Source organism: Pseudoalteromonas sp. Isolate3, from assembly GCF_022398505.1.
Taxonomy (GTDB): Bacteria; Pseudomonadota; Gammaproteobacteria; order Enterobacterales; family Alteromonadaceae; genus Pseudoalteromonas; species Pseudoalteromonas apostichopi.
Window position 1 is genome coordinate 1 of sequence record NZ_JAKEVN010000033.1, and the last position, 21395, is coordinate 21395.

Annotated in this window: 21 protein-coding genes; 15 read left to right on the top strand and 6 right to left on the bottom strand. The window is 38.8% G+C overall.

The window, feature by feature from the left end; all coding sequences use genetic code 11:
- Positions 1 to 49 precede the first annotated feature (49 nt).
- The 4 genes from L1D46_RS08765 (at position 50) to L1D46_RS08780 (ending at position 6188) form a co-directional block, all read left to right on the top strand.
- Positions 50 to 385: a hypothetical protein gene (locus tag L1D46_RS08765; protein WP_239977374.1), complete on the top strand. Its 336-nt coding sequence runs from the start codon at positions 50 to 52 to the stop codon at positions 383 to 385.
- A 216-nt stretch (positions 386 to 601) separates the two neighbouring features.
- The gene (locus L1D46_RS08770) at positions 602 to 3127 is read left to right on the top strand and encodes an Ig-like domain-containing protein (RefSeq protein ID WP_239977375.1); all 2526 of its coding nucleotides are present in this window, start codon (positions 602 to 604) and stop codon (positions 3125 to 3127) included.
- Between the two features lie 368 nt (positions 3128 to 3495).
- On the top strand, positions 3496 to 4980 hold the full coding sequence (locus tag L1D46_RS08775; protein WP_239977376.1) for an alpha-L-fucosidase: 1485 nt from the start codon (positions 3496 to 3498) through the stop codon (positions 4978 to 4980).
- Between the two features lie 206 nt (positions 4981 to 5186).
- Complete coding sequence (locus L1D46_RS08780; protein ID WP_239977377.1) at positions 5187 to 6188, top strand: glycoside hydrolase family 43 protein; 1002 nt, start codon at positions 5187 to 5189, stop codon at positions 6186 to 6188.
- A 69-nt stretch (positions 6189 to 6257) separates the two neighbouring features.
- On the opposite strand, the gene L1D46_RS08785 is transcribed toward L1D46_RS08780, so the two are convergent.
- Complete coding sequence (locus tag L1D46_RS08785; protein WP_239977378.1) at positions 6258 to 7070, bottom strand: DUF2306 domain-containing protein; 813 nt, start codon at positions 7068 to 7070, stop codon at positions 6258 to 6260.
- Positions 7071 to 7294: 224 nt separating this feature from the next.
- Between L1D46_RS08785 and L1D46_RS08790 the strand changes: the two genes are divergently transcribed.
- Positions 7295 to 8434, top strand: a complete 1140-nt coding sequence (locus L1D46_RS08790; RefSeq protein WP_239977380.1) for a helix-turn-helix domain-containing protein — start codon at positions 7295 to 7297, stop codon at positions 8432 to 8434.
- Here L1D46_RS08790 and L1D46_RS08795 read toward each other — a convergent pair.
- Together L1D46_RS08795 and L1D46_RS08800 are read right to left on the bottom strand one after the other, a co-directional pair.
- Entirely contained in the window at positions 8431 to 10158 is a 1728-nt protein-coding gene (locus tag L1D46_RS08795; RefSeq protein WP_239977382.1) for a response regulator, read from the bottom strand. The two genes, L1D46_RS08790 and L1D46_RS08795, sit on opposite strands and share 4 nt — an antisense overlap.
- A gap of 1 nt (position 10159) precedes the next feature.
- The gene (locus L1D46_RS08800) at positions 10160 to 10699 is read right to left on the bottom strand and encodes a heme NO-binding domain-containing protein (protein WP_239977384.1); all 540 of its coding nucleotides are present in this window, start codon (positions 10697 to 10699) and stop codon (positions 10160 to 10162) included.
- A 192-nt stretch (positions 10700 to 10891) separates the two neighbouring features.
- On the opposite strand from L1D46_RS08800, the gene L1D46_RS08805 reads away from it, so the two are divergent.
- Positions 10892 to 12511, top strand: a complete 1620-nt coding sequence (locus tag L1D46_RS08805) for a diguanylate cyclase (protein ID WP_239977387.1) — start codon at positions 10892 to 10894, stop codon at positions 12509 to 12511.
- Between the two features lie 22 nt (positions 12512 to 12533).
- Here the strand turns inward: L1D46_RS08805 and L1D46_RS08810 are convergent, their stop codons facing one another.
- Positions 12534 to 13682: a hypothetical protein gene (locus L1D46_RS08810; RefSeq protein ID WP_178927277.1), complete on the bottom strand. Its 1149-nt coding sequence runs from the start codon at positions 13680 to 13682 to the stop codon at positions 12534 to 12536.
- A gap of 263 nt (positions 13683 to 13945) precedes the next feature.
- On the opposite strand from L1D46_RS08810, the gene L1D46_RS08815 reads away from it, so the two are divergent.
- Genes L1D46_RS08815 through L1D46_RS08825 form a run of 3 tightly spaced genes read left to right on the top strand, consistent with a single transcriptional unit; the run spans position 13946 to position 15560 of the window.
- On the top strand, positions 13946 to 14800 hold the full coding sequence (locus tag L1D46_RS08815; protein WP_130050892.1) for an alpha/beta fold hydrolase: 855 nt from the start codon (positions 13946 to 13948) through the stop codon (positions 14798 to 14800).
- On the top strand, positions 14797 to 15354 hold the full coding sequence (locus L1D46_RS08820) for a DUF2975 domain-containing protein (RefSeq protein ID WP_130050893.1): 558 nt from the start codon (positions 14797 to 14799) through the stop codon (positions 15352 to 15354). Before L1D46_RS08815 ends, L1D46_RS08820 begins: the two co-directional genes overlap by 4 nt.
- The gene (locus tag L1D46_RS08825) at positions 15354 to 15560 is read left to right on the top strand and encodes a helix-turn-helix transcriptional regulator (protein ID WP_130050894.1); all 207 of its coding nucleotides are present in this window, start codon (positions 15354 to 15356) and stop codon (positions 15558 to 15560) included. Before L1D46_RS08820 ends, L1D46_RS08825 begins: the two co-directional genes overlap by 1 nt.
- Here L1D46_RS08825 and L1D46_RS08830 read toward each other — a convergent pair.
- Positions 15557 to 16327 (bottom strand): AraC family transcriptional regulator, encoded by a 771-nt coding sequence (locus tag L1D46_RS08830; protein ID WP_178927276.1) that lies wholly within the window; start codon positions 16325 to 16327, stop codon positions 15557 to 15559. The genes L1D46_RS08825 and L1D46_RS08830 overlap by 4 nt on opposite strands.
- A gap of 156 nt (positions 16328 to 16483) precedes the next feature.
- Here L1D46_RS08830 and L1D46_RS08835 point away from each other — a divergent pair, with 156 nt between their 5' ends.
- Positions 16484 to 16732, top strand: coding sequence for a hypothetical protein (locus L1D46_RS08835; protein WP_130050896.1), 249 nt, complete (start codon positions 16484 to 16486; stop codon positions 16730 to 16732).
- A 45-nt stretch (positions 16733 to 16777) separates the two neighbouring features.
- Here the strand turns inward: L1D46_RS08835 and L1D46_RS08840 are convergent, their stop codons facing one another.
- Positions 16778 to 17428 carry a tellurite resistance TerB family protein gene (locus tag L1D46_RS08840; RefSeq protein WP_239977389.1) on the bottom strand — a complete coding sequence of 217 codons (651 nt, stop codon included), beginning with the start codon at positions 17426 to 17428 and terminating at the stop codon, positions 16778 to 16780.
- Positions 17429 to 17610: 182 nt separating this feature from the next.
- Between L1D46_RS08840 and L1D46_RS08845 the strand changes: the two genes are divergently transcribed.
- The 5 genes from L1D46_RS08845 (at position 17611) to corA (ending at position 21362) form a co-directional block, all read left to right on the top strand.
- Positions 17611 to 17994 carry a hypothetical protein gene (locus L1D46_RS08845; protein WP_167658053.1) on the top strand — a complete coding sequence of 128 codons (384 nt, stop codon included), beginning with the start codon at positions 17611 to 17613 and terminating at the stop codon, positions 17992 to 17994.
- A gap of 174 nt (positions 17995 to 18168) precedes the next feature.
- The gene (locus L1D46_RS08850) at positions 18169 to 18381 is read left to right on the top strand and encodes a helix-turn-helix transcriptional regulator (RefSeq protein WP_239977391.1); all 213 of its coding nucleotides are present in this window, start codon (positions 18169 to 18171) and stop codon (positions 18379 to 18381) included.
- 31 nt (positions 18382 to 18412) lie between these two features.
- Complete coding sequence (locus L1D46_RS08855; RefSeq protein WP_130050900.1) at positions 18413 to 19027, top strand: hypothetical protein; 615 nt, start codon at positions 18413 to 18415, stop codon at positions 19025 to 19027.
- Between the two features lie 27 nt (positions 19028 to 19054).
- Positions 19055 to 20284, top strand: coding sequence for a serine hydrolase domain-containing protein (locus tag L1D46_RS08860; protein ID WP_239977393.1), 1230 nt, complete (start codon positions 19055 to 19057; stop codon positions 20282 to 20284).
- A 121-nt stretch (positions 20285 to 20405) separates the two neighbouring features.
- Positions 20406 to 21362, top strand: a complete 957-nt coding sequence (corA, locus tag L1D46_RS08865; protein WP_130050902.1) for a magnesium/cobalt transporter CorA — start codon at positions 20406 to 20408, stop codon at positions 21360 to 21362.
- Positions 21363 to 21395: the final 33 nt, after the last annotated feature.

Here is a 21395-nt window from a genome sequence, read left to right on the forward strand (position 1 = left end):
TATTTGTTGTGAGTAAAAATAAAAATTATAAGCTGTTTAGGATAGGGAAATGACCAAGCTAACTTACCTTGCATTGCTACTTTGTTCGCAATCACTTTTAGCCACAGAAAATACGACACATTACAACCAATTTGGTGATGCGACACTTTTGAGTTCGCAACAGATTAACTACGACAAAACTTATTTTACTAGCCGCAATGAAAACAATTCGCATGCAAATTTAGACAGAGCTTCAAGGCTAAACTTATCCAATGCTCTTGCCGATGAAAGCCTAGAATTAACATCTGTATATCGTCGTTACTCTTTGGGTAATTCAACAGGTCTTAATGGTCTTTATTCTGTTGACTTGCACGGTAATGGCAATAAGCAAATTATTTCGGTGTAACAAAACGATTTTAATATTATTGAGTATAAAGACAATCAATATTCAGTCGTTGAAGGTTTCGATTCTCAGGATTACATCACTGATAGTACATTGGTAAAAAACATTGCCGATGATACATATTATTTAATACTTATGACGAGCAATCAGATAGTAAAAATTAACTTACTAACAATGAAAGTCGAAAGTACAAAGGAAGTAATTTCTAGCCAATCAGTTATGGCAAGAGATATTAATAACGACGGTCAGGACGAGCTTATTGCTATTGCCAATAGCCAAATTTTAATACTAGACCAGTCAGACCTTTCAGTTATTTCCCAACTTGAGTATTACGGTAACAAATTTGTTGTTGGCTCGTTTACCGAACAAAATGTTCACGAATTAATGCTTGAAGATGGCAAGTTGTATCGTATCTCTGAAAATACAATAGATTATATAAAAACATTGAGTACTCAACTCACTGGTATCCATTTACAAAGTGTTGATACTAACCAAGATGGCTTAGATGAAGTAATCAATGGAAATGCTTGGTACTCGATTGAACTAATTAGTCCAAATACAGACAGTATTGTGTGGACAGCGAATAGCGATTTAGATATTTCAAGAGTTATAGTTGCAGATATCAATAATGATGGCGCCCAAGACCTCGTATATGGCGATGGTCAATGGGGACAAATACATGCTTTGTCTTTAAGTACAGGTCAGGAGTTTTGGCAGATCAATAACCCTGAACACAGTGTTTCAAGTATTTTGGTGGACGATTTTAACCTAGATGGCAAAACAGATATTGCGTGGGGAGCTGGTTATACGTCTTCAGGTAGTGATGGGTTTCATATTTATACTGTTGAAGACAAGTCTAAGCAATGGTCGCAAACGATCTTTAGCTATTCGCAGTTTTTATTAGGCCTTGCTGATATTGACGGTAAAGGTGGAATTGATGCCATTTTTTCTGAAAATGGCACAAATAAACTTCAAATTGTCGATATCGAAACAAATGAGCAATTGCTAACTAACGTTGATTTAACAGATGGCTGGAATGATTATCAGTATGTGGTTACAGCTGATTTATTCAATGATGGTAAAAACTATTTAATCGTAGCAGGGTCAGAAACTTACACAGGAAACATACAAGTATTTTCGCCAGAAAATGGAAACTTACTGTACACGGTACCTTTTGAAAGTGGCGACCAAATTTCAACGATTGAAGCCTATGATATCAATCAAGATGGTTTCTTAGAGCTAATTGTTGGCAATGGCGCATCGCATACCGGAAGTGAAGGCTCTTATATACGAGTTTTTAACGGACAAACCGGTGAACTAATTAAGCGTTCACCTCGTTTACAGGACTTTTGGAGTGGGGTTTCTGGCATAGTTGCAGGCATAGATACACAAGAAAGTAATAAAGAACTATTTGCTTTAACCGCTAACCAATTAGTTAAATATAACTACACTGATAATAGTGTAACTAATTACTCTTTAAACGGCAGTTTTAAGTCGCTAGAGGGGGTTGTTATCGGTGGTAAAAAAGTACTCTATGCTGCTGATCAATATGGTCTTTTATTCTCTTTGACAGAATCAGGAGAAAAGTCAGAAGTTGCGAAACTATGTGACAATTCATTAAACAATATAGTGTCTACACGCGCAGGCTTCATTTTATTTAGTTGTGAAGATAAGTTTGGAGAGTATGACTTAAATAATGATGAACTGCTTTATGAAATAGCGCGTGCAAATCAACGCAGTTCTATCGTGAGTGCAACTTATAATGGTGTGGACTATTCATTGCTTTCAGGGAAGTCTATAGAGGTATTCTCGAATGAAGCGGCAGAACCTTTAGCTAAACCGCAAGATAGCGAGATCACATCTCATGTACTTGCGCCAGTCGAAGTTAATCTTAATTTAAGTAATATTGATTTTGTGGTATTTGAAAATAGCCCTAGCCTTGGTCAATTAACATTTATTGATCGTCAAACTGGACAGTTCACATATACCCCTAACGGCACTGTAGGTGTTGATGAATTAGCGTTTTATACAGTAAAAGGCCGTTCACGCTCTGAGCTAGCAAAGTTTAAAGCTACGTTAACTAATCAGGCTCCGGCCGTTGAAAACTCTACGATTACAACGCACTGGAATACACCTTTGATACTTAATCTGCCTGCTTCAGATGCAGACGATGAGCCGCTTATTTTTACTGTAAAAAATGAGCCTCAGCATGGTCAAATTGAGTTACTTGATCAAAATACGGGTGAAATAAAATACACGCCGAGTGGTGAATCATTACAGCCTGTTTCAATTACTTTTACCGCGAAAGATTCACTTGAAGAGACTGCGCTTGCCAATGTTGTTGTTGAATTAACAAATACAACACCAAAGGTTACAAATTTAAGTTATGAAACTTATTATTCAACGGTAGTTAATGGTCGTTTTATTGGCAATGACGAAGATAGTGATAAGTTAGAATTTGAACTAGTAACGAGCCCAAGTACTGGTGAGCTTAGTTTTGATAAGGATACTGGATTATTTGTCTACGAACCGGCAGGGGAGTCTTCTTACTCAGTAAACTTTAGTTATCGAGCAAAAGATAAATTTGCTTCATCAGATACTAAAACTGTAGTTATAGATATTGTTGGTAAAGCAGACAATTCTGGGTCAAGCTCTGATTCCGGCTCAGACTCAGGCGGTAGTATGTATTACTTAATGTCTTTGTTACTTGCTATGGTTGCGTGTAGACGTAAACTTAAAGTTTAGACATTATAAACTAATTGAATTTTGTAGGTGCTGTACCAATTAAATTGGTACAGCATTTTTTTGAAAGGTTAGCCTTACAAAAAAGACTCCTCAGAAGGCTTTAGTGTAGGTTCATCACCTACAACATAATTATTTAGAAGTTCAGCTGATAACTAAAGCGCTAACATTTTTACTAATCTAATGTTTGTCTACGAATCAGAAAATTCACATAGTACAAGGTTTTTTAATGTCTAATTTTCAACTACTTAATCTTTTACTATTGAGTGATGTAGCGATTTGGATGACGATTTCCTAGAGCAAGCTTATTGTTGATTAAATGTAAATGGTTAAACTCGTGCAAGTGTCAGCTTTCATGTGGTTTAGTAGTGATGAAAAGTCGCTCCTCTAAAGTTATATTTGTTATTACAGTAGTCATTGCCAGTTTAAGTTCGAGTGCATCCCAGTTACCAGGCGAAGTTAACTGGATGAAAGATGCAAAGTGGGGGATAAGTCATCATTACCTTGCTGGAGGTACTCTAGATAATGCATGGTATAAAATAACAGACTACAACGAATGGAATCACTACGTTAATGGTTTTGATGTCAACGATTATGCAGATAAAGCAGTCAAGCTTGGTTATAGCTATGTAATTTTTACGATTACTCAAAATAGAGGTTATTTATCGACCCCGAGTGATATTTACGACTTACACTCGCCAGCATGCCCAAGCAAAAAAGTTGCGCCTGGTTGTATCACCCAAGTTAACTCAAATCAGGCTGATTACACGCCAACCCGTGACCTTGTTTTGGATTTAGCCAAAGCACTTAAACGAAAAGGCATTAAGCTAATTGCTTATATACCTTCGCACTTAGGGGATAGGTGGACGGGTACAAAAACCAAAGCACCTTACCCTGATTGGTTTATAACCGGTTTTATCAGCGAAAGATCACAGGCTTGGGGAGCCAACATCGCTGGCTGGTGGTTTGATAATTGGTTTGAAGCAGATGAATCGAAACAAAAACTCGAGGCAAAGAATGCTTATTTCGTTGCTGATCAACTTGCTCAGTCTGTTCGAAGTGGCAACCCAAATGCGACGATCAGTTTTCATGCTGGTGATGAGCATAGCTTTGCACCCAAAGAACCACACAGCCAATACACATCAGGTAAAACTAACGAGTTACCTAAGGCACCTTCTTCTAAAAAAGTCATAACAGCTTTAGGTTCAAAAGTGCAGTGGCATGGATTTACCTATACCTCTTTAGTGGGATGGGGACAAGTAAAGAGCAGCTTAAAGTATTCGAACACAGAAATAGCTAACAGAGTAAAGCTAATTGTTGATGAAGGTGGGTTGATAACGTTAGATGTGGCTATCAATGCCGATGGCAGCTGGATTGCTGATCGTCTGGTGCAAATTCAGACTATTGGTAATGCACTTGGCACAACAAGTGACACCACCTATTCAAGCCTCGAGTTGGTAAATGATGATGATCCAAGGATACGTTATAGCGAAAGTGGATATTGGATCAGCGCGAGCCAAACAAATATGGGTGAGTATATGCAAGATAGGCACATTACAATGATTAATGGTGCTTACTTTAGTTATGATTTCCAAGGTTCAAGTATTGTATTTGCTACATCAAAAGCTGCTGATCAAGGTACTGTTGAGATTCTCATCGATGGTCAATATCAAGGACAGTTTTCAACTTTTGATGAAAATAACTTCCGTCAAGTGCAAAGTATTATATTTGAAAAACATGATTTATCAGCTGGGGCACACACTTTAATAGTGAAAAAGGTATCGGGTGACGTAATGGCAGTTGATCTCGTCTTATCTAAAAAATCTAAGAGGAGTTTTAAAAAAGACTCGTTTTAGTGATCCCAAACAAAGGGGGGAAGCCCCCTTTTTCCATAAATGTTTGATAACGAGCTAGGTTCATACTTTTTAATTCCTCGTACATTGAAACTCACAGAGCAGCTTACATTTCTTTTCACTGTCTGTTAAAAATAATGTTATATTTGTGTTCTTGCTAAAAAGTAATAAAATAATACAAATTACAAGTATAACGATCAGGTTTCAAGATGACATTACAAACAAACAGTCCGTTAGTAGAGCAGCGTGCCGACCCATTTGTGCATAAGCACAGCGATGGTTTTTATTATTTTACAGGTTCTGTACCAACTTATGACCGTATTGAGCTTCGTAAGTCTGAGACATTAGAAGGTTTAAAAGATGCTGAAACCTTTGATATTTGGTTTAAACACGACAGCGGACCAATGAGTCGTCATATCTGGGCGCCTGAAATTCATTATCTTGATGGCAAGTGGTATATCTACTTTGCAGCCAGTGAAGAAGATGATATTTGGGCGTTACGTCCATATGTACTTGAGTGTAAAGGTCAAGATCCGCTTAATGATGAGTGGGTTGAACTTGGCATGATGCAAACTGCTGAAGGTGATGAAAAGTCGTTCACTGACTTTTCTTTAGATGCCACCATTTTTGAAAATAACGGTAAGCGTTACTTCTGCTGGGCAGAAAAAACAGGCGGCCAATTTGCTGCATCAAACCTTTATTTAGCTGAAATGGAATCACCAATTAAACTAAAAACTGCACAGTTTATGCTGACTACGCCTGATTACGATTGGGAGCGCGTGGACTTTTGGGTTAACGAAGGCCCAGCAGTTCTAAAACATAACGGTAAAATCTTCATTGCTTTCTCTGCAAGCGCAACGGGTGCATGCTACTGCATGGGCTATATGGAAGCAGATGAAAATAGCGATTTACTTGATCGCAATTCGTGGACTAAAACACGTACGCCAGTGCTAGAGACGAATATTGAAAAGAAAATCTTTGGTCCGGGTCACAACTGTTTTACTGTTGCTGAAGATGGTGAAACGCCACTGTGTATTTACCATGCTCGTGACTATGAGCACGCAGTGGGTGAGCCGAGTGTGGTGCCAAAAACAGACACCCGTCCACTTGAGGAGATTATAAAAGATCCTCTTTATGATCCAAACCGTCACGCACGTGTGTTAGAAGTGAAGTATGACGAAAATGGTCGCCCGTTATTTGAACTCTATTAACTTTATAGAGCCGTAAACTCAGATCATAAAGCCACCTACTTGGGTGGCTTTTTTAGCTTTAAAGCTTGGTTAAGCAATGATAGCGGGGTACCAGTTTGCCAGCGTTACTCCAAATAAACCGATTAAGAACACGACAGATATAAACGCCATCAAACATGCCGTTCCGATTGTAATAAATTTATGGTTAGTTTGTTCAGCATAGCGGACAAGCTCGGCTATGAAAAGAGGTATCATGTAAGAGCAAAGACTAACGGCAAGCACGGCAGGTCCTGTGAATGTTTTGCTATCGACCCCTAAGCTGCCAAATACTAAAAACCATGCAAATATCAGTAATCTAAAAAACAACACACCATTAGCAGCGAGATATAAACGTATCGCCCAAGTTTTATGCGCATTGAAGTTACGAGCCCGCGCAGTTTTCACTGCAAATAGACTTGAGATGATAACCACTAAGCCGCCAAACATTGTCAGCGCATGCATCAAGGTGTTACCAACGGTGCCTCTTACTATCATTAAATACATGCCGGCAAATGAAATACAGCAAGCTAAAACAACGAATACACGGCCATTATATCGATGAAAGGTTTTGTATTTTGCACGTAATTTTTCAATAAGCTGTAAGCTTCCGCCAAGAATCATCACTACAGCAAATAATACATGCACTGCATACATCAAATTCCCCGTGGTATCATTTGCTACATAAGCGGTGTTGTTAAGTCGATTCCAACCAGATAGACCTGTGGTCATACTTGTCACTCCATAACCAAGAATGAGATAACCCACAAAGCAAATTTGTGCCAGTAATAAGCAAATAAACCAAAGCTTTTTACTGTATCTGAGCGCCTTCAAAGGTGTAAGTTTGCTATTTTTGTTAAACATCATCAATTCCATTACATTTTGCTAATACCGCAAATATAAAGGGCTAGAGAAATATTTCTTATCAAATTCGGAATTTGATCAATGAAATATTGTGTTTATTTATGACCGCCAATGCAGGGTTTGACACATTCACTAACAAACTCTTTTTGCCATGTTGATTTTGAAAAAGTAAACTTACCTGATTGGTAAATTATTCATCAAACTCCCAATTTAAGGTATGCAGAGTTATGCAAAATACTTCCCCTTATTACTTACTCGTTTTTGTTTGTATGGGGCTAATGTTGCTAAATGGCATGAAAAAAGATAAGCAGCTTATTCATTATCTGTTTGCTGTCTTTTGTGGTTCGCTTTGCATGGTTGGGGTGCAAAAAATCAGTGCACCGAGTATTGGTGTTTACAGCTATTTAATCGGTTTATTTACTTGTGCAACATGTAATATGTCTTGGCTTATATCACGCACTTTGTTTCGTGAGCACAAGCCTTTTTCCATGGTGCATATTGCTGTAGCCAGCACTATTGCAGGTTTGATTATGTTTAATCAAACTTGGCATTATTTGGTAAGTGTTGATGCGCAGATTTTCCCAGATAGCCAATTCATGTGGCGTTTAAAGCAAGGTATGGGTGAAATAACTGTGCTGCTATCTTCGAGTATTCTGGTGCTGTCCTTTTGGGAAGCATTACGAGGTTATAAAGGTAAAACACGAACGCAAAAGTGGCAGGCAACTATTTTTGCTAGTTGTTACTTTTTAGCAGTATTTAATGCCAGCATACTGCCTAAGTTTTTATTTAGTGAAAGCGAATTTCAACAGTTTGAGCCACTTATAATTACCACATCCGCCTTGTTAATCGTACTTGCAATGCAGTTAGTGATGTTTTTGCAAAAGCGTCCCCATCCTTGTGTAACTGAATCTGCTGAAATTGAAGAGGTGAACTCTGAAAGGGCAGTTCAAGCTACTAAAAAAATTGAGCCGTCAGAAAATAGAGAAATAGAGCCTGAGCTGACCAAGGGCATAGAAGCACTTATTATTAAGCAACAGGTTTATTTGCAAACTAATTTGAAAATTTCTGACTTTGCACAAGCTTTAGCAGTACCTGAGTATAAAATTAGCCGCGCTATTCGCCATCATTTTAAAGCCACTAATTTTAATTTATTTATTAATCAGTATCGAGTAAAGCATGCGCAAATGTTGCTCCTAAAAGACGAAGCAAGTCATTGGAGCATTCTAAGTATTGCACTTGAAAGTGGTTTTTCTTCGCTTGCTACTTTTAATCGTGTTTTTAAAAGCAGTGTAGGGATAAACCCCAATGAGTTTCGTAAGCAAAACGGCTCGTTAGCAGAACAAAAATTAATAGAGCTCGCTGATTAGGGTTGTTTTTGGCTTAAATGTGCTGCAATTACTTCAAACATGTTTTGTACTTCTATAGGCTTGGCTATGTAACCTTGCATCCCCGATTCTTTGGCTTTAGTTATGTCGGCTTCCATAGTATTGGCAGTCATGGCGATAATAGGAATATGGGCATACTTTGATTGCTTTTTAATTTTATTAGCAGCGGTATAACCATCCATTTTTGGCATTTGGCAGTCCATTAAAATACAATCGAAAGAGTCTTTTTCGACAGCTTCAATGGCCGCTATGCCATCCTCGGCGACATCAACAATAAATCCATTTGAGCGCAGTATTTGCGATGCGACTTGTTGGTTGAGGGGGTTGTCTTCAACAAGCAGTATTTTTGAGCCAGCAAACTTTTTAAAGCATGTGTTGTCTACACTGTTATCTTTTTTCGTGGCGATACCCATAACATGCTCAAGCGTTTTGAGTAGATTTCCTTTAATAATTGGCTTTAATAATATTTCTTCAACGGTTTTATTAAGTGTACTAAGGGTGTTTTTAACCTCTTGGTTTTCATAAGAAGCGAGAATAATGGTTTTTGTAATGTCGATAGAAAGCTGCTGTTTGAGGTTCTCCAAAATGTTATTTTGCTCATAGTTTAGAACATGCCAGTCTAAAAAAATAAAGTCATAGTCATGGCTAATACTGACTTCTAACAGTCTTTCATCTTTACAGTTAATAGTATGGGTGTTGATTTCTAATGTATTGAGCATATTCCGTAAAACTGCTTCAGGGCGGTTGCTTTGTTCAATAATAAGAGCATGCTTTTGTTTAAAAACGTTTGTGTCGTGAGTACTTTGTTTGGATGATTTAGCGAATGACACTGTAAAACTAAAGCAACTGCCTTTGTTTAATTGGCTTTTAACCTCAATGTTACCTCCCATAAGCTCGAGGATCTTTTTGCTAATAACAAGGCCAAGGCCTGTACCACCAAACTTACGTGTTGTAGAAACATCGGCTTGTGAAAAGGGCTTAAACACATTATTTACTTGCTCCTCAGACATGCCAATACCTTGATCAATCACCTGAAAATTAATACAAATACTTTTATTTGTTTGTGACTCTATCGCCATTTTAAGCATAACGTTTTTCTGATTTGAAAACTTAATTGCATTACTCAGTAAATTTAATAAAACTTGATTGAGCCTAAGAGTGTCACCGATTAAAAACTCAGGAATGCCATCATCAATATCAAAGATTACTTCAGTGTTATTTTGCTCAATTAAACTACTGACTAGATTTGCTAGATTTGCGAGGAAGTCATTTAGATTAAAATCACTATTTTCAAGTTCGAGTTTATTGGCTTCTATTTTAGAAAAGTCGAGAATGTCATTGATAACACCAAGCAACGATTTAGCTGAAAGCTGGATTTTTTCGACGTAATCATACTGTTTGTCAGTCAAATCGCTATTGAGAGCTAGGTGGGCCATACCTAAAATTGCATTCATAGGTGTGCGGATTTCATGACTCATATTTGCTAAAAACATCGATTTAGCTTGATTGGCGGCATCGGCTAATTCTTTTGCTTTATTTAAATCTTGGGTGCGAGTGATGACTTCTTTTTCTAGATTTTCGGCCGCATGTTTTAGCGTCATATTTGCTTCATATAACTCTAAGGACTTCTGTTCTAAAAGTGCTTCGGCTTCTTTTCTGGCCTTGCGCTCTCGTTCTATTCTTCGTTTGTAGAGTTCTTCATCCACATTAAGCTTCTTTTGTTAGGGTAAAAATGACAGATTGGAAGTTTTCGTCAATCTCGCTTTTAACTGTAATTACTTCATTAAAATGTTCACAGGCTCCCTCAATCAAGCCCTCAGCTAAACAAGCAAATGGGTTACCTGAGCGATAAAACATTTTCATCTCGTTCTTGCTAATTCGTTTTGTTTCAAAACTTGGTAACTCAGCATCGTGGTAGAGCTTTTTAACCTCAATATGCACGTGCCGGTCGATGGTATCAAGGAAGTCAAAAGTGCTTTCGACATTATTAAAGAAGTGTGGAAACAAAACAAAAAAGCGTTTTAACAAATACTTACCGTAGGCATGAACCAGCTCATTAACAGGTTTATTGATATGTCTGCTTAATGAGCTGACCAACATTAGCAGTTCTTTATTGTCGTAATTTCCAACGCTGGTGTAGGCGCCGTTTGAAGGAAGTGAGTTTTCTTCAATGATTTTGTCAGCCACCTCAAAAGAAAACTCATTTTCAACCATTTCTAAAAACTCGGTAAAGACGATACCTTTCATAAAGTAACTCAATAAAACGTCATACTAAAAGTTTAGATACAAACAAGGGTTTTACAATTTCTCTACTTACAATTTTTGTGTGGCTAGAGCTTTTAATTTGATTATTAATTAAAGGCTAGCAAGCAAACCTACTAAACAAGGTTATACTTTTTAATACTATCGTCTTTAGATTGCAGTTTGGTTTGGTATTTTATGGTGATTGGCTCGAGGATAAGAAAACGCTTATTGCTCGCTTTTACAGCTGCGTGTATTGCTATTCTGCTTGCGCAAACAATCATCAGGCAATTATGGATATTGCCAACCTTTGAAGCGATGACAAAGCAAAACGATAGGATTGATATTCAGCGAGTGGAGTCTCAACTTCAGCAAGAGATTGATGCGCTGTCAAAAATGGTTTTTGATAGCTCCGCTTGGGATACCATGTATGTGGCAGCGTACGAACGTGATACCCAGTGGTTTAATGATGATTATGTTATTGCTGACGCACTGCAACGTTTAGACGTGAATGGTTGGTATTTATATGATACGCAGGCAAATATTATCGGAGGTGGCAGTTTTAATAATGATTATCTGACTTACTCACCAAAGATCTTAGAAACCTCCCATTTGTTGAAAGAAAACGACTTAATAGTCTTATCTGATGATATAGCTAATAGCCAATCAGCGTTAGTTCATAAAGTCCGATTTATCACGATAGACAAATCTCCAGTCCTGACAATTGCTTACAATGTAACGAAGTCTGATGGCTCGGGTAAATTTGTAGGGACTTTGCTGCTGTGGAGCTTTATTGATGAAGGTTTTGTAGAAAATTTAACCCCAGGGTTAGCAAATGATATTCGCTTTTATGGCACGGACGAAGTGTTTAAATATAAAGATCATTTAACCAGAGTATTTGGTGATAATCGTAGCGTAATGGGTGCTTCCCAACATAATCGGCGTCTTTACTTAGGAGTTAATGACCAAAAGGGTAACTTGTTATTTGTACTTTCTATTAAATCGCGTGAGCGTACTTACGATCGAAGTTTGTTTGATAGCTCTTTAATCACTGGGTTATTTATTTCTGGCTCAGTGTTTATTTTGTTTTATTTATATATAAATCAACAGGTTTTGAAACCACTTAGAAAGCTTTATACATTAGTAAATTCAGCAATAAGCAATAACGATTTTAGTGCTAGAGACGAGTATTACGGTGATAACGAATTACACCAGCTCGGAAGGGGAATGAATGAGTTATTTACTCTGATTGAAAACCAACGTGAAGAAATATTTCTTCGCCATGAGAAGTTAAACCATATCAGTAATACAGACTCAATGACGGAGCTTGCTAATCGTAGGGCTCTAGATAAACACTTTGCAAAGCTTGCCAGTGATGCTGTATCAGCTAAACAGCCTATTTCATTGATCGTAGCTGATATCGATCACTTTAAACTCTACAATGACTTTTATGGGCATGATCAAGGTGACAAAGCGCTATGTGAGGTTGCCAATCTCCTTAAAGATAATACCAACCCAGACAATCACTTTGTTGCTCGATATGGCGGCGAAGAATTTGTAATTGTGCTCAGTAATACTGATAAGCAGGAGGCACTCAAAGTGGCAGAAACCCTGCGTAATGCTGTTGAATCAGCTCACATTACCCACCAAGGTCGCGAAGACTTAAGCTATGTTACTTTATCGATTGGCGTTGCCAGTAAAGCCACTAATGAGGCGTTTGATTCAGATAGTTTATTTAAAATAGCTGATAATGCGCTATATAAAGCCAAAAAGCAGGGGCGCAATTGCTGTGTTGCTGGTGATAAAGCTCAGCTATAGTCTAATAGCTGAGCTTTATTTTTTAAATTGCAACTAAGCTTTGCTCAAGCATTGCTTTAATTTGCTTAACAATTTTAGCTTCTGTTTCTGGCTCAAATTGTTGAATACGTGGGGTGTGAATATGCCCTGTAGGGATGTCTGAATTAAGCTCATCACGCAGGCGAATACTACGGTACGAAATTTCATTGGATAAGTAGCCGCCGCCACCGCCTTTTACCGCAATCGCACCTTCTAATTCTTTAAGTGATTTTGGCTCAAATGCTTTTTCAAGTGTAACGACTTTGTGGTTGTCGTTAATTATGAATGGCCCTTTAGCTTGTTGCATTTGCTTAACTGGTAAGCTGAATAACACAAATTCGTTACCAGGTAGTGGGCGGTCATTAAGGCTTGAAACCTTTGGGGCAGTGGCCGTGCCACCATAGATTATATTGGCGTTATCTGGCGCTGTTACACTGCGACGCTTACCTGGGAAGCGTTCAAGATCAAAGTCTTCTCTGCCCATACTAATAGTGGCGATCATATCGACATTATTAAGTGCGTAATAAGGTGCAAATAATGATTCGATGATACCTTGATCAAAGTCTTCATAGCGTACTGGCACCATCACTGTATTAATCTCAGCGCTTATGCCTTTATAATTTATAACTTGGCCATCAAGTAACAGGGCTGCGACACCTGACGGGTTGCTTTGATTAATATTTTTATCCAATAAGAAAGGATCAAAACCTGTAATCAAAATACGCTTATCGGTTTTTTTACTGTAATCAAGCTCTGTTCGGCCTCGGCTGCCATTTTCAAGCCTTGTTAATAATGCGGTTTGTTCACTGTCTGTCATTGCAAACTTTGGTTTGCTGGTGCGAATAATCTTGCTTGAAAGTAAACGTGCCCAATAGAGTTCGCGGTCGTCGAAACTGTTAGTTTTAATAATGCGGGCTTTCGCATCTCGCCATAATTGCTTGGCGTAGTCATCGATAAGGTCACTCGCCTGCTGGTAACTTGTGGTAGCTTGCCACTGTTTTTCAAATTGGTTTACTTCATCAGCAAAAGCATTCAACACCTTTGGCATGGCTTTGCTGGCTTTTTCAATACGCAGTTCTTCAACGGTTAAATCGGCTGCAAATGCAGAAAATGACGAGGCGATTAAGCTGGTGGCAAGTAAAACTTTTTTCATGATAATCCTATTTAGTTACAGCACGTTTAGTAGGCTTGAGTTAACTATCCTATGGATAAAAGCCCAGCGCAAATAAAATCGCTCAATACAGAACTGGAATAAAAATTAATTAATGGAGATAGCGGTTTTGATCAAAATCATTTCTCAAAGGGAAGGCTTTTGATATGTGAAAAAGAGTAATTAATTATCGTTTTTCGGTAATTGATGTTTGTTTTTTAACTTTGATAGTGCCATAGTGTTTTTTTACTAGAAGGATCGTGAACATGAAATTTGGTTCTATTGCAGTGGTTTCGCTGATTGTGATGTTATTAACTGGTTGTACAACAATTAAAATTGAGGAGTCTCATTTTTTATACCCCGATAAAAAAATAACAATGCAGGAAATACAAAGTGTTGATGGTACTGCCATAACGCAAAAGGTAACTTTAACTACCGATGATGGCATCAGCCTTAAAGGTACCCTTATTAAAGTTGCAGATGCTCGCGCCACTGTAATTTACTTTGGTGGTAACCAGTTTCGCGTTAGTGTCGCTGGTGGAGAACCTGCCAAGCTAATTTTACCTTTTCAGGTAAATATTTTAATGATGGATCATCGTGGTTATGGGCTTAGTTCAGGAGTACCCAGCGTGGCTAATCTACAAGCTGATGCATTACAGGTGTTTGATTATGTAAAAGGCAGAGCTGACTTAAATCACTTGCCTGTTGTGATCCATGGTCATTCTTTAGGAAGTATGATCGCAGGTTATGTTGCCAGTCAGCGCAATGTTGATGCTCTGGTACTCGAAGGTAGTGTGACAAATGTTGAACAGATGACAGCAGCACGAATTCCGTGGTTTGCTAAACCGTTTGTTAGCCTTGAGTTTAGTGAAGAGATTAACCAAGTCGATAATTTAAAAGCGTTACAAGTTTACCAAGCACCGCTATTAATAATCACAGGTGAAAAAGACACACAAACTCCACCTGAGTTAGCGAGAGCTTTATATCAACACGCAAAATCTCAGCAAAAGCAGATTTACATCGCAAAGGGGAAGCATCATTCAGATGCGTTAACAGGTAAGCAATTAGCGACTCATTATGAGCAACTTTTAAAACAAATAACATTGAGTAAATCGTCATGAAAAAAATTGTTTGGATGAGTACGCTGATCCTAAGCTTGCTAGTTTTTACGCTCCTTAGTTTGTTAGTTACAAGCATTATTGTGCTTTTTAGTGACAATGATGTTTTAAGCTTTACTCAAAGTAATGGTGCGCATATGTGGATTGGTCTTGAAGTCAGCGGATCTTGGCAGGGAATAGCGCAAACATTGAGTGAGAGTGATTTTGATAGTGTTTTATGGCTTGGTCTTGTGCAATTGCTGCCATTTATTCTTATCAATATAATTTTGATTCGGTTATTTTTGCTCTACCGACGTGGGTCTTTCTTCGCTATTGAAAATATTCAATGTTTTAAATGGTTAGGTGGCGTATTATTGGCGCAATTTGCGCTAGTTGTATGCTATCCACCACTACTTATTACTCTTCTAAACTTTGCAACAGATACTGATTTGGGAAGAGTCGTGGTTATACAAGATACTGATATTATAGGTTTAGTGATGGGTTTAATTATTTATGTTATTGGTTGGATCATGGGTCAAGCACAGCAGCTACAAGAAGAGCAAGAGTTAGTGATTTAATGGCGATTATTATTGATTTAGATGTTGTGTTAGCTAAGCGAAAAATGAAGTCTGCAGAATTAGCTGAAGCGATAGGTATTACGCCACAAAACTTATCAGTTCTGAGGGCTGGGCGAGCTAAAGCTGTACGCTTTACAACCTTAGATGCAATTTGTAAGCACTTAAGTTGTCAGCCAGGTGATATTCTGCGTTTTGAAGATGATTAGCGCAAAATAAGCTTTGTTTGTTTAGTTTGAGAGTCTTTTAATAACTTGCGGTATTTTGCTGGCGTGATGTGCATTATTGCTTTGAATTCTTTGATTAAATGAGGCTGATCGGTAAAGCCACAATCTAATGCAATATCTGCAAAACTCATTTCAGGGTTAACTTTAATTGCTTGTTTAGCAAGCTTTACCCGGTATATACGCTCAAAATACTTAGGGGTGACACCGCATTGCTCCTTTACTTGCCTTTCGAGCTGGCGTTGACTGAGTGGGGCAAGTTGATAAGCGGTTTCGAGTGGCGTTAACTCAATAAGGTAGCGGATTAAGTGTTTTGAGTGCCTGTTACTGTGGTTAATATTTTTATTATCAGTAAAGTGGCGGCTAATAAACGCAACAAACGCTTCTAAGCTGGCATTATCTTGTAGGCCTTCGGCAATTTCACACAGCGATTGCTCAGCAAGGAGTGGATGTGCGTTTCGCTTAAGTTCAGACAATACGGTTGGGTTAAAGCGAATTCCGCAAAACTGCGCGTCGTATGAAAATGTGACTTTGGATGCTTGAGTTGATGTTTCTTGTATTGCATAAGGGGCAGCAAGCGGCTTGTCATCCAGTAAAACCTCACCGGTAACAGGAAACACAAGCCCTGTTGCACCGTCGCAGGCAAGCCATTGTTCACCTTGAGAGTGCGCTGAGGCATACCAAATAGCTTGTATGCTATCGGCAAGATAGCCCTGTGGGGTCATTAATTCGAGCGTTAAATGGTTACTCATTAAACTTTACTGTCTCTGTCGATAGTGGAAGTATCTTCAATTGTATGCCGTTGTGTCAATTTTTAGTCCAAGTCTAAGTTGCTTTATGGGCTGTTATTCGCACCATTTTTTTAATCCTGCTATGCTACGCCCATTAGCAATCACTGAGTATTTGAGATGATTAACGATAACGATGTAATCGAAACATTAGATGAGTTAGAAACATTTTTACGCCTAGTTGAAAATGGCGGTTTAGGGCTTGAGAATGTAGCTGGTGTTGCGCTTGCAACAAATAATAGCGATGGTCGCCCATTTGTTGCAGTACTTGATGATAGACATCAGCTACTACTGGGTCGTTACGTAAGCAATGATGTGTATGAAAATGGCAAAGATATGGTGCGTTATGGCACTAAAAAACCTCATTAATCATTACTGAGGCACTAGTTAAAGTGGGGCGAAGATGCCCCATTTTTATTGGTATAGGGCAAGTTCTCTGTGAATACTTAACACCAGTTCGCTAGGAATACATAACTGACTTGCCAATGTGTCTAAGTAGTGTTTAGAAATTGCTTGGTTTAAATCAATCGCACTGGCACTGGCTGCATATACTTCAATACCCATTTGTGCGTTTGGCACAGCGTCAACTAACTCGGATAGTTGCATTGGTTTTCTCAATTCATCGAACAGCATGGCCTTTTCTTGCACAGACAATTGCATTGTCTCAACTTGTGTGAAGATTTTTTGTCTTTCTGTTTCATCAATGTGGCCATCAGCATAGGCGGCTGCAATCATAGCGCGCATTAATAATAGTTGCCCATCACTATGATTATCGTCGATTGCATCACTAAATGACTGCTCAGGCAGTGTGGCTGGAGTAAAATCAAAACCACGCGAGCTCGTTTGATGCACAGGAGCCGCTTTTTGTTCTGAATATTGTTTATAGGCTTTCCAGGCAAGCCCACCTACAGCAGCTAGCGCACCATATTTAACGGCTTTTTTACTGTTCTTTTTACTTTTTCCGCCCATTAAACTAGTTAGCCCGCCGCCAGCAACACCCCCTAAAAAACCACTCAGCGCACCTGATTTATTTAAATTACCCACTAACTTTTGTAAGTCTTTCATTGTTCTCTCCTTGCAGATATGTGCCCAGATTAGGCGATTTGAAATTAAAAGGAAACGAGATAAATGTTACAAAACACATCAGGTAACAATTATCTGTTTTAGGTGCTAACTTTCAGCTTGCTTAAAATACACTCAATACTATAAGTTAGGATTTCTGTTTGCTTATTAATAAGGAAAAACTCATGGCAGATAATTACACTCCACCCGAAGCAAGTCTTGAAATGGTATCTGAAAATAACTCAGGGCAGGGAAAGGTAGACAATTTACCCGAGGGTATTAAAGGCTTTAGTTGGGGCGCTTTTTTGCTAAGTTGGATTTGGGCAATTGGCAACAGCACATGGATTGGTTTATTAGCCTTAGTGCCTTATGTTGGTTTTATTGTGTCGATTTATTTGGGCTTTAAAGGCCGAGAAATGGCTTGGCAGAATAAACGTTGGGATAGTGTTGAGCATTTTCAACGAGTTCAAAAACAATGGTCATTTTGGGGCGTATTGATCATTGGTGGCATATTTTTATTGGGTATTCTATCGGCAATATTAATACCTGCCATTCAGGCTAATGCCTAAATTATAAACAAAGCGAATCGGTATAAGAGTCAGTATTTACTGGCTTTTTTTATATCTGAAATTCAAACAACAGATTTAATTCCACATATGGTGATTATGTTTTTCATTCTTTATTTTATGATAATCGTAAAATAAAGTTTGACAATCATAAACCAGCTGCGTACTTTTTAGACTATGAAAATACGAATCAACCTAGATATAGAATTGGCAAAGAACAAAATGCAGCTGAAGGAGCTATCGCAGCGCATAGGTATTTCTATGACCAATTTATCATTACTTAAAAACGGAAAAGTGAAAGCGATCCGCTTTAGTACGCTAGAGGCTATTTGTGAAGAGCTCAATTGCCAACCGGGCGATATTTTGGTGTACGAACGTGGTAGCGAATAACTTAACAACGCAACAGGATTTTGGAGGGCATATGTTCAACCGTGACTATTTAATACCAGGCATTGCAGCGGGGTTACTTGCTGTCATATTTCCCTTGTACTGGATTTCAGTTTTTGGTGAAACACTTGATGGCTTAGGAGAAGCACTTAAGCTCGACCTACAAAGTTTAAGCTTTTCAGACCTTATTTTTGTATTCATAGGTGCACTTGAGATATATGTGTACTTGAGCTTACGCAAGGCTCTTAAAGATATGTTTGATGTAGAAGGCGTTCGCATCTTGTTATGTGTATTAGCGGTGCTGGTATTGGCTTTTCATGCTACCGTTCTTTGTGATGTTTACCTTGCTGTTGTCGGCGATAAAGCATCGAACGACGTGATTGATAGTATTTTGGTTATTGCCATGGTGGTATCGGCTGGGAGTTTAGGCTTGTATGCGTTAGTTGGTTTAATCACAGCGGCTTTATTACTGACAAAGCGCCATGGTATTTCATCACTACTTACGGTGTTTTCTATTCTACTGCTACTAATATGTATCCTACAGTTAACGGTGATTTTTGCTTATTTGAATTTATTTTTATTCCCTGCAGCTTTATTAATTTTAATGGTTTTCTTTATCAAAAAACCTGAACAGATCGAAGTAGTTTAGTTCGGTTTGCACAGCAAGGAGTAGGGTATGAACTGGTTTAAAACGATTTTGTTAACGCTATTTTTGTCATCTGCTTGGGCTGCGACCTGTTTGTATGGTGGTGTCAGTGGTTGGTTTTTAAAGCCAATTGCTGAGACTGGTAACACTGAGCAATTTATTGCCAACAGCCAGGCGTTGATTTCTGAAAACCAAGCGAACATAGCTTATGTTTTGATTGAAAGTGGCGAAGTGATTTTTCAAGATTACTCGAAAAGCAAAGATGAAATAACTGCAAATACGTTGTTCCCTGTGGCATCACTTAGCAAGTTTATTACTGCTTATGGCGTGATGATTTTGGCAGAGCAGCAGAAAGTTGACCTAGCTAAAGCTATACATGAACAACTAACAGCTTGGCAATTACCTGATTCAGAGTTTGATAATCAAAAGGTCAGCCTTACTCATCTGTTATCTCATACTGCTGGGCTTAGTGATGGTTTGGGGTTTGCTGATATTCCTCTAAGTGAAACGGTACCAAGTTTACTTGAGTCGCTTGATAACCCGCTTTCATCAACGGGTGTGCGAGAAATTAAAGCCACGAAACCACCGGGCGATTTTCAATACTCTGGTGGCGGCTATCTGATGCTAGAGCTACTGGTAGAAGAAAAGACGAATCAACGCTTTGCAACTTGGATGAATGATAATGTCTTTAAGCCAGTCAACATGACTGATGCCAGTTATGATGTACTCACTGAGTTAGACAACATAGCACCTGCGTACGATAAAAGCGGGCAAGCTGCTGGGCATTTTCAATACGCATCGGCAGCGGCCACAGGTTTACTGGCAAGTAGCCATGACTTAATCGCTTTAGTGCAAGCATTAACATCACCTCAAACAGGGCAGTTAAGCCCGCAAATGATCACCACCATGCGAGAGCCATTAGGATTTAGCTTAGGAGCACCAATCTGGGGGCTTGGTACCATGCTTTACGCACCAACAGCGTCGGGAGATTTTGTGTTTGGCCACGATGGTGCAAATGAGCCGGCAATAAATAGCACGCTTCGCATTAACCCCGATAACAATGATGCAATCATCGTACTTAGCAGCGGCGGTGAACATATTGCATCAAAACTTGGTTATGAATGGACGCTTTGGCAAACGGGGTCCCCTGACTTTTTAGCCTTTGATATTACCCTGCAAAGCGCTTTTGTACCTTGCTTAATAGGCCTTGGTATCATCTTGATAGGTATGATTATTGTGCGTTTCAAAAAAGCGAAATAAGTAATTGATGTTAAGTTTAAATTATTTTTCTGCTTTACCCGGGAATTAGTAGCATTGTCATTGTTCATTAACGTGAACAGCTATAGTATTTGCTTTAAATTGATTTATCAGGATAGGGCGCATGTTACGATTTTTTTCTATAGACCAAGGTGTAATTACAGAAACCGAACCAGCTGCTGATACACCTCTTGTCACTTCTATTAAAAATGCCCACTGGATTGATACCATAAATCCAACAGAAGAAGAACGACAAGCACTGGCAGGCACCCTCAATATTACCTTACCCGGTGCTGATGATGTTGAAGAAATCGAGGCGTCTTCCCGGTGTTTTATCGACCATGAAGGCTTGCATGTGCATGCGCTTTTTATGTCACCAAATGAAGGGCGCTTTAATACGGTGACAGTGGCTTGTTTGTTACAAGACAACTGTTTGCTGACAATCCGTGATGATGAATTAGCCGATTTTCGTTTATTACGACTTCGTGCTCGAAAAGGGCAAGTGGCGTGTGATAATCCCAAGCAACTTTTAGTAACTTTGTTTGACCAAAAAGTCGAAAACCACGCAGATATGCTTGAAGACATGCACCATCAATTAGAAAAACTCAGTGCTTATGTACTTGAAGAAGACGACTCAGATTTAGAAGAAGCCGTTAGCCGAATTTCTCGTCTTGAAGATAACAACGGCAAGGTGCGCTTATGTTTGATGGATACGCGTCGGAATATCTCGTTTTTACTGCGCTACTTAGGAGCACCAACAGAAGACCGCGAATCACTGCGTGAAATTGTGCTCGATATTGATACCCTTATGTCTCACTGTACCTTCTTGTTTGATAAAGTGAACTTCTTAATGGACTCGACTCAGGGTTTTATAAACATCGAACAAAACCAAATTATCAAAACCTTTTCAATTGCTTCTGTGGTGTTTCTACCGCCGACCGTCGTCGCAAGTATCTATGGGATGAATTTTAACAGCATGCCTGAGTTGCAATGGGCATGGGGTTACCCGTTTGCGATTGGCATTATGTTGCTGTCTGGCTTTGCACCATATTTGTTCTTTAAACATAAAGGTTGGTTGTAGCAAAGCAAAAAAAGCCCAGCAAATGCTGGGCAA

What these genes read in the sequence shown, in the direction of transcription:
- L1D46_RS08765 (WP_239977374.1), top strand. Translation starts at nt 50, where the DNA reads ATGACCAAGCTAACTTACCTTGCATTGCTACTTTGTTCGCAATCACTT.
- L1D46_RS08770 (WP_239977375.1), top strand. Translation starts at nt 602, where the DNA reads ATGGCAAGAGATATTAATAACGACGGTCAGGACGAGCTTATTGCTATT.
- L1D46_RS08775 (WP_239977376.1), top strand. Translation starts at nt 3,496, where the DNA reads ATGAAAAGTCGCTCCTCTAAAGTTATATTTGTTATTACAGTAGTCATT.
- L1D46_RS08780 (WP_239977377.1), top strand. Translation starts at nt 5,187, where the DNA reads ATGACATTACAAACAAACAGTCCGTTAGTAGAGCAGCGTGCCGACCCA.
- L1D46_RS08785 (WP_239977378.1), bottom strand. Translation starts at nt 7,070, where the DNA reads ATGATGTTTAACAAAAATAGCAAACTTACACCTTTGAAGGCGCTCAGA.
- L1D46_RS08790 (WP_239977380.1), top strand. Translation starts at nt 7,295, where the DNA reads ATGCAAAATACTTCCCCTTATTACTTACTCGTTTTTGTTTGTATGGGG.
- L1D46_RS08800 (WP_239977384.1), bottom strand. Translation starts at nt 10,699, where the DNA reads ATGAAAGGTATCGTCTTTACCGAGTTTTTAGAAATGGTTGAAAATGAG.
- L1D46_RS08805 (WP_239977387.1), top strand. Translation starts at nt 10,892, where the DNA reads ATGGTGATTGGCTCGAGGATAAGAAAACGCTTATTGCTCGCTTTTACA.
- L1D46_RS08810 (WP_178927277.1), bottom strand. Translation starts at nt 13,682, where the DNA reads ATGAAAAAAGTTTTACTTGCCACCAGCTTAATCGCCTCGTCATTTTCT.
- L1D46_RS08815 (WP_130050892.1), top strand. Translation starts at nt 13,946, where the DNA reads ATGAAATTTGGTTCTATTGCAGTGGTTTCGCTGATTGTGATGTTATTA.
- L1D46_RS08820 (WP_130050893.1), top strand. Translation starts at nt 14,797, where the DNA reads ATGAAAAAAATTGTTTGGATGAGTACGCTGATCCTAAGCTTGCTAGTT.
- L1D46_RS08825 (WP_130050894.1), top strand. Translation starts at nt 15,354, where the DNA reads ATGGCGATTATTATTGATTTAGATGTTGTGTTAGCTAAGCGAAAAATG.
- L1D46_RS08830 (WP_178927276.1), bottom strand. Translation starts at nt 16,327, where the DNA reads ATGAGTAACCATTTAACGCTCGAATTAATGACCCCACAGGGCTATCTT.
- L1D46_RS08835 (WP_130050896.1), top strand. Translation starts at nt 16,484, where the DNA reads ATGATTAACGATAACGATGTAATCGAAACATTAGATGAGTTAGAAACA.
- L1D46_RS08840 (WP_239977389.1), bottom strand. Translation starts at nt 17,428, where the DNA reads ATGAAAGACTTACAAAAGTTAGTGGGTAATTTAAATAAATCAGGTGCG.
- L1D46_RS08845 (WP_167658053.1), top strand. Translation starts at nt 17,611, where the DNA reads ATGGCAGATAATTACACTCCACCCGAAGCAAGTCTTGAAATGGTATCT.
- L1D46_RS08850 (WP_239977391.1), top strand. Translation starts at nt 18,169, where the DNA reads ATGAAAATACGAATCAACCTAGATATAGAATTGGCAAAGAACAAAATG.
- L1D46_RS08855 (WP_130050900.1), top strand. Translation starts at nt 18,413, where the DNA reads ATGTTCAACCGTGACTATTTAATACCAGGCATTGCAGCGGGGTTACTT.
- L1D46_RS08860 (WP_239977393.1), top strand. Translation starts at nt 19,055, where the DNA reads ATGAACTGGTTTAAAACGATTTTGTTAACGCTATTTTTGTCATCTGCT.
- corA (WP_130050902.1), top strand. Translation starts at nt 20,406, where the DNA reads ATGTTACGATTTTTTTCTATAGACCAAGGTGTAATTACAGAAACCGAA.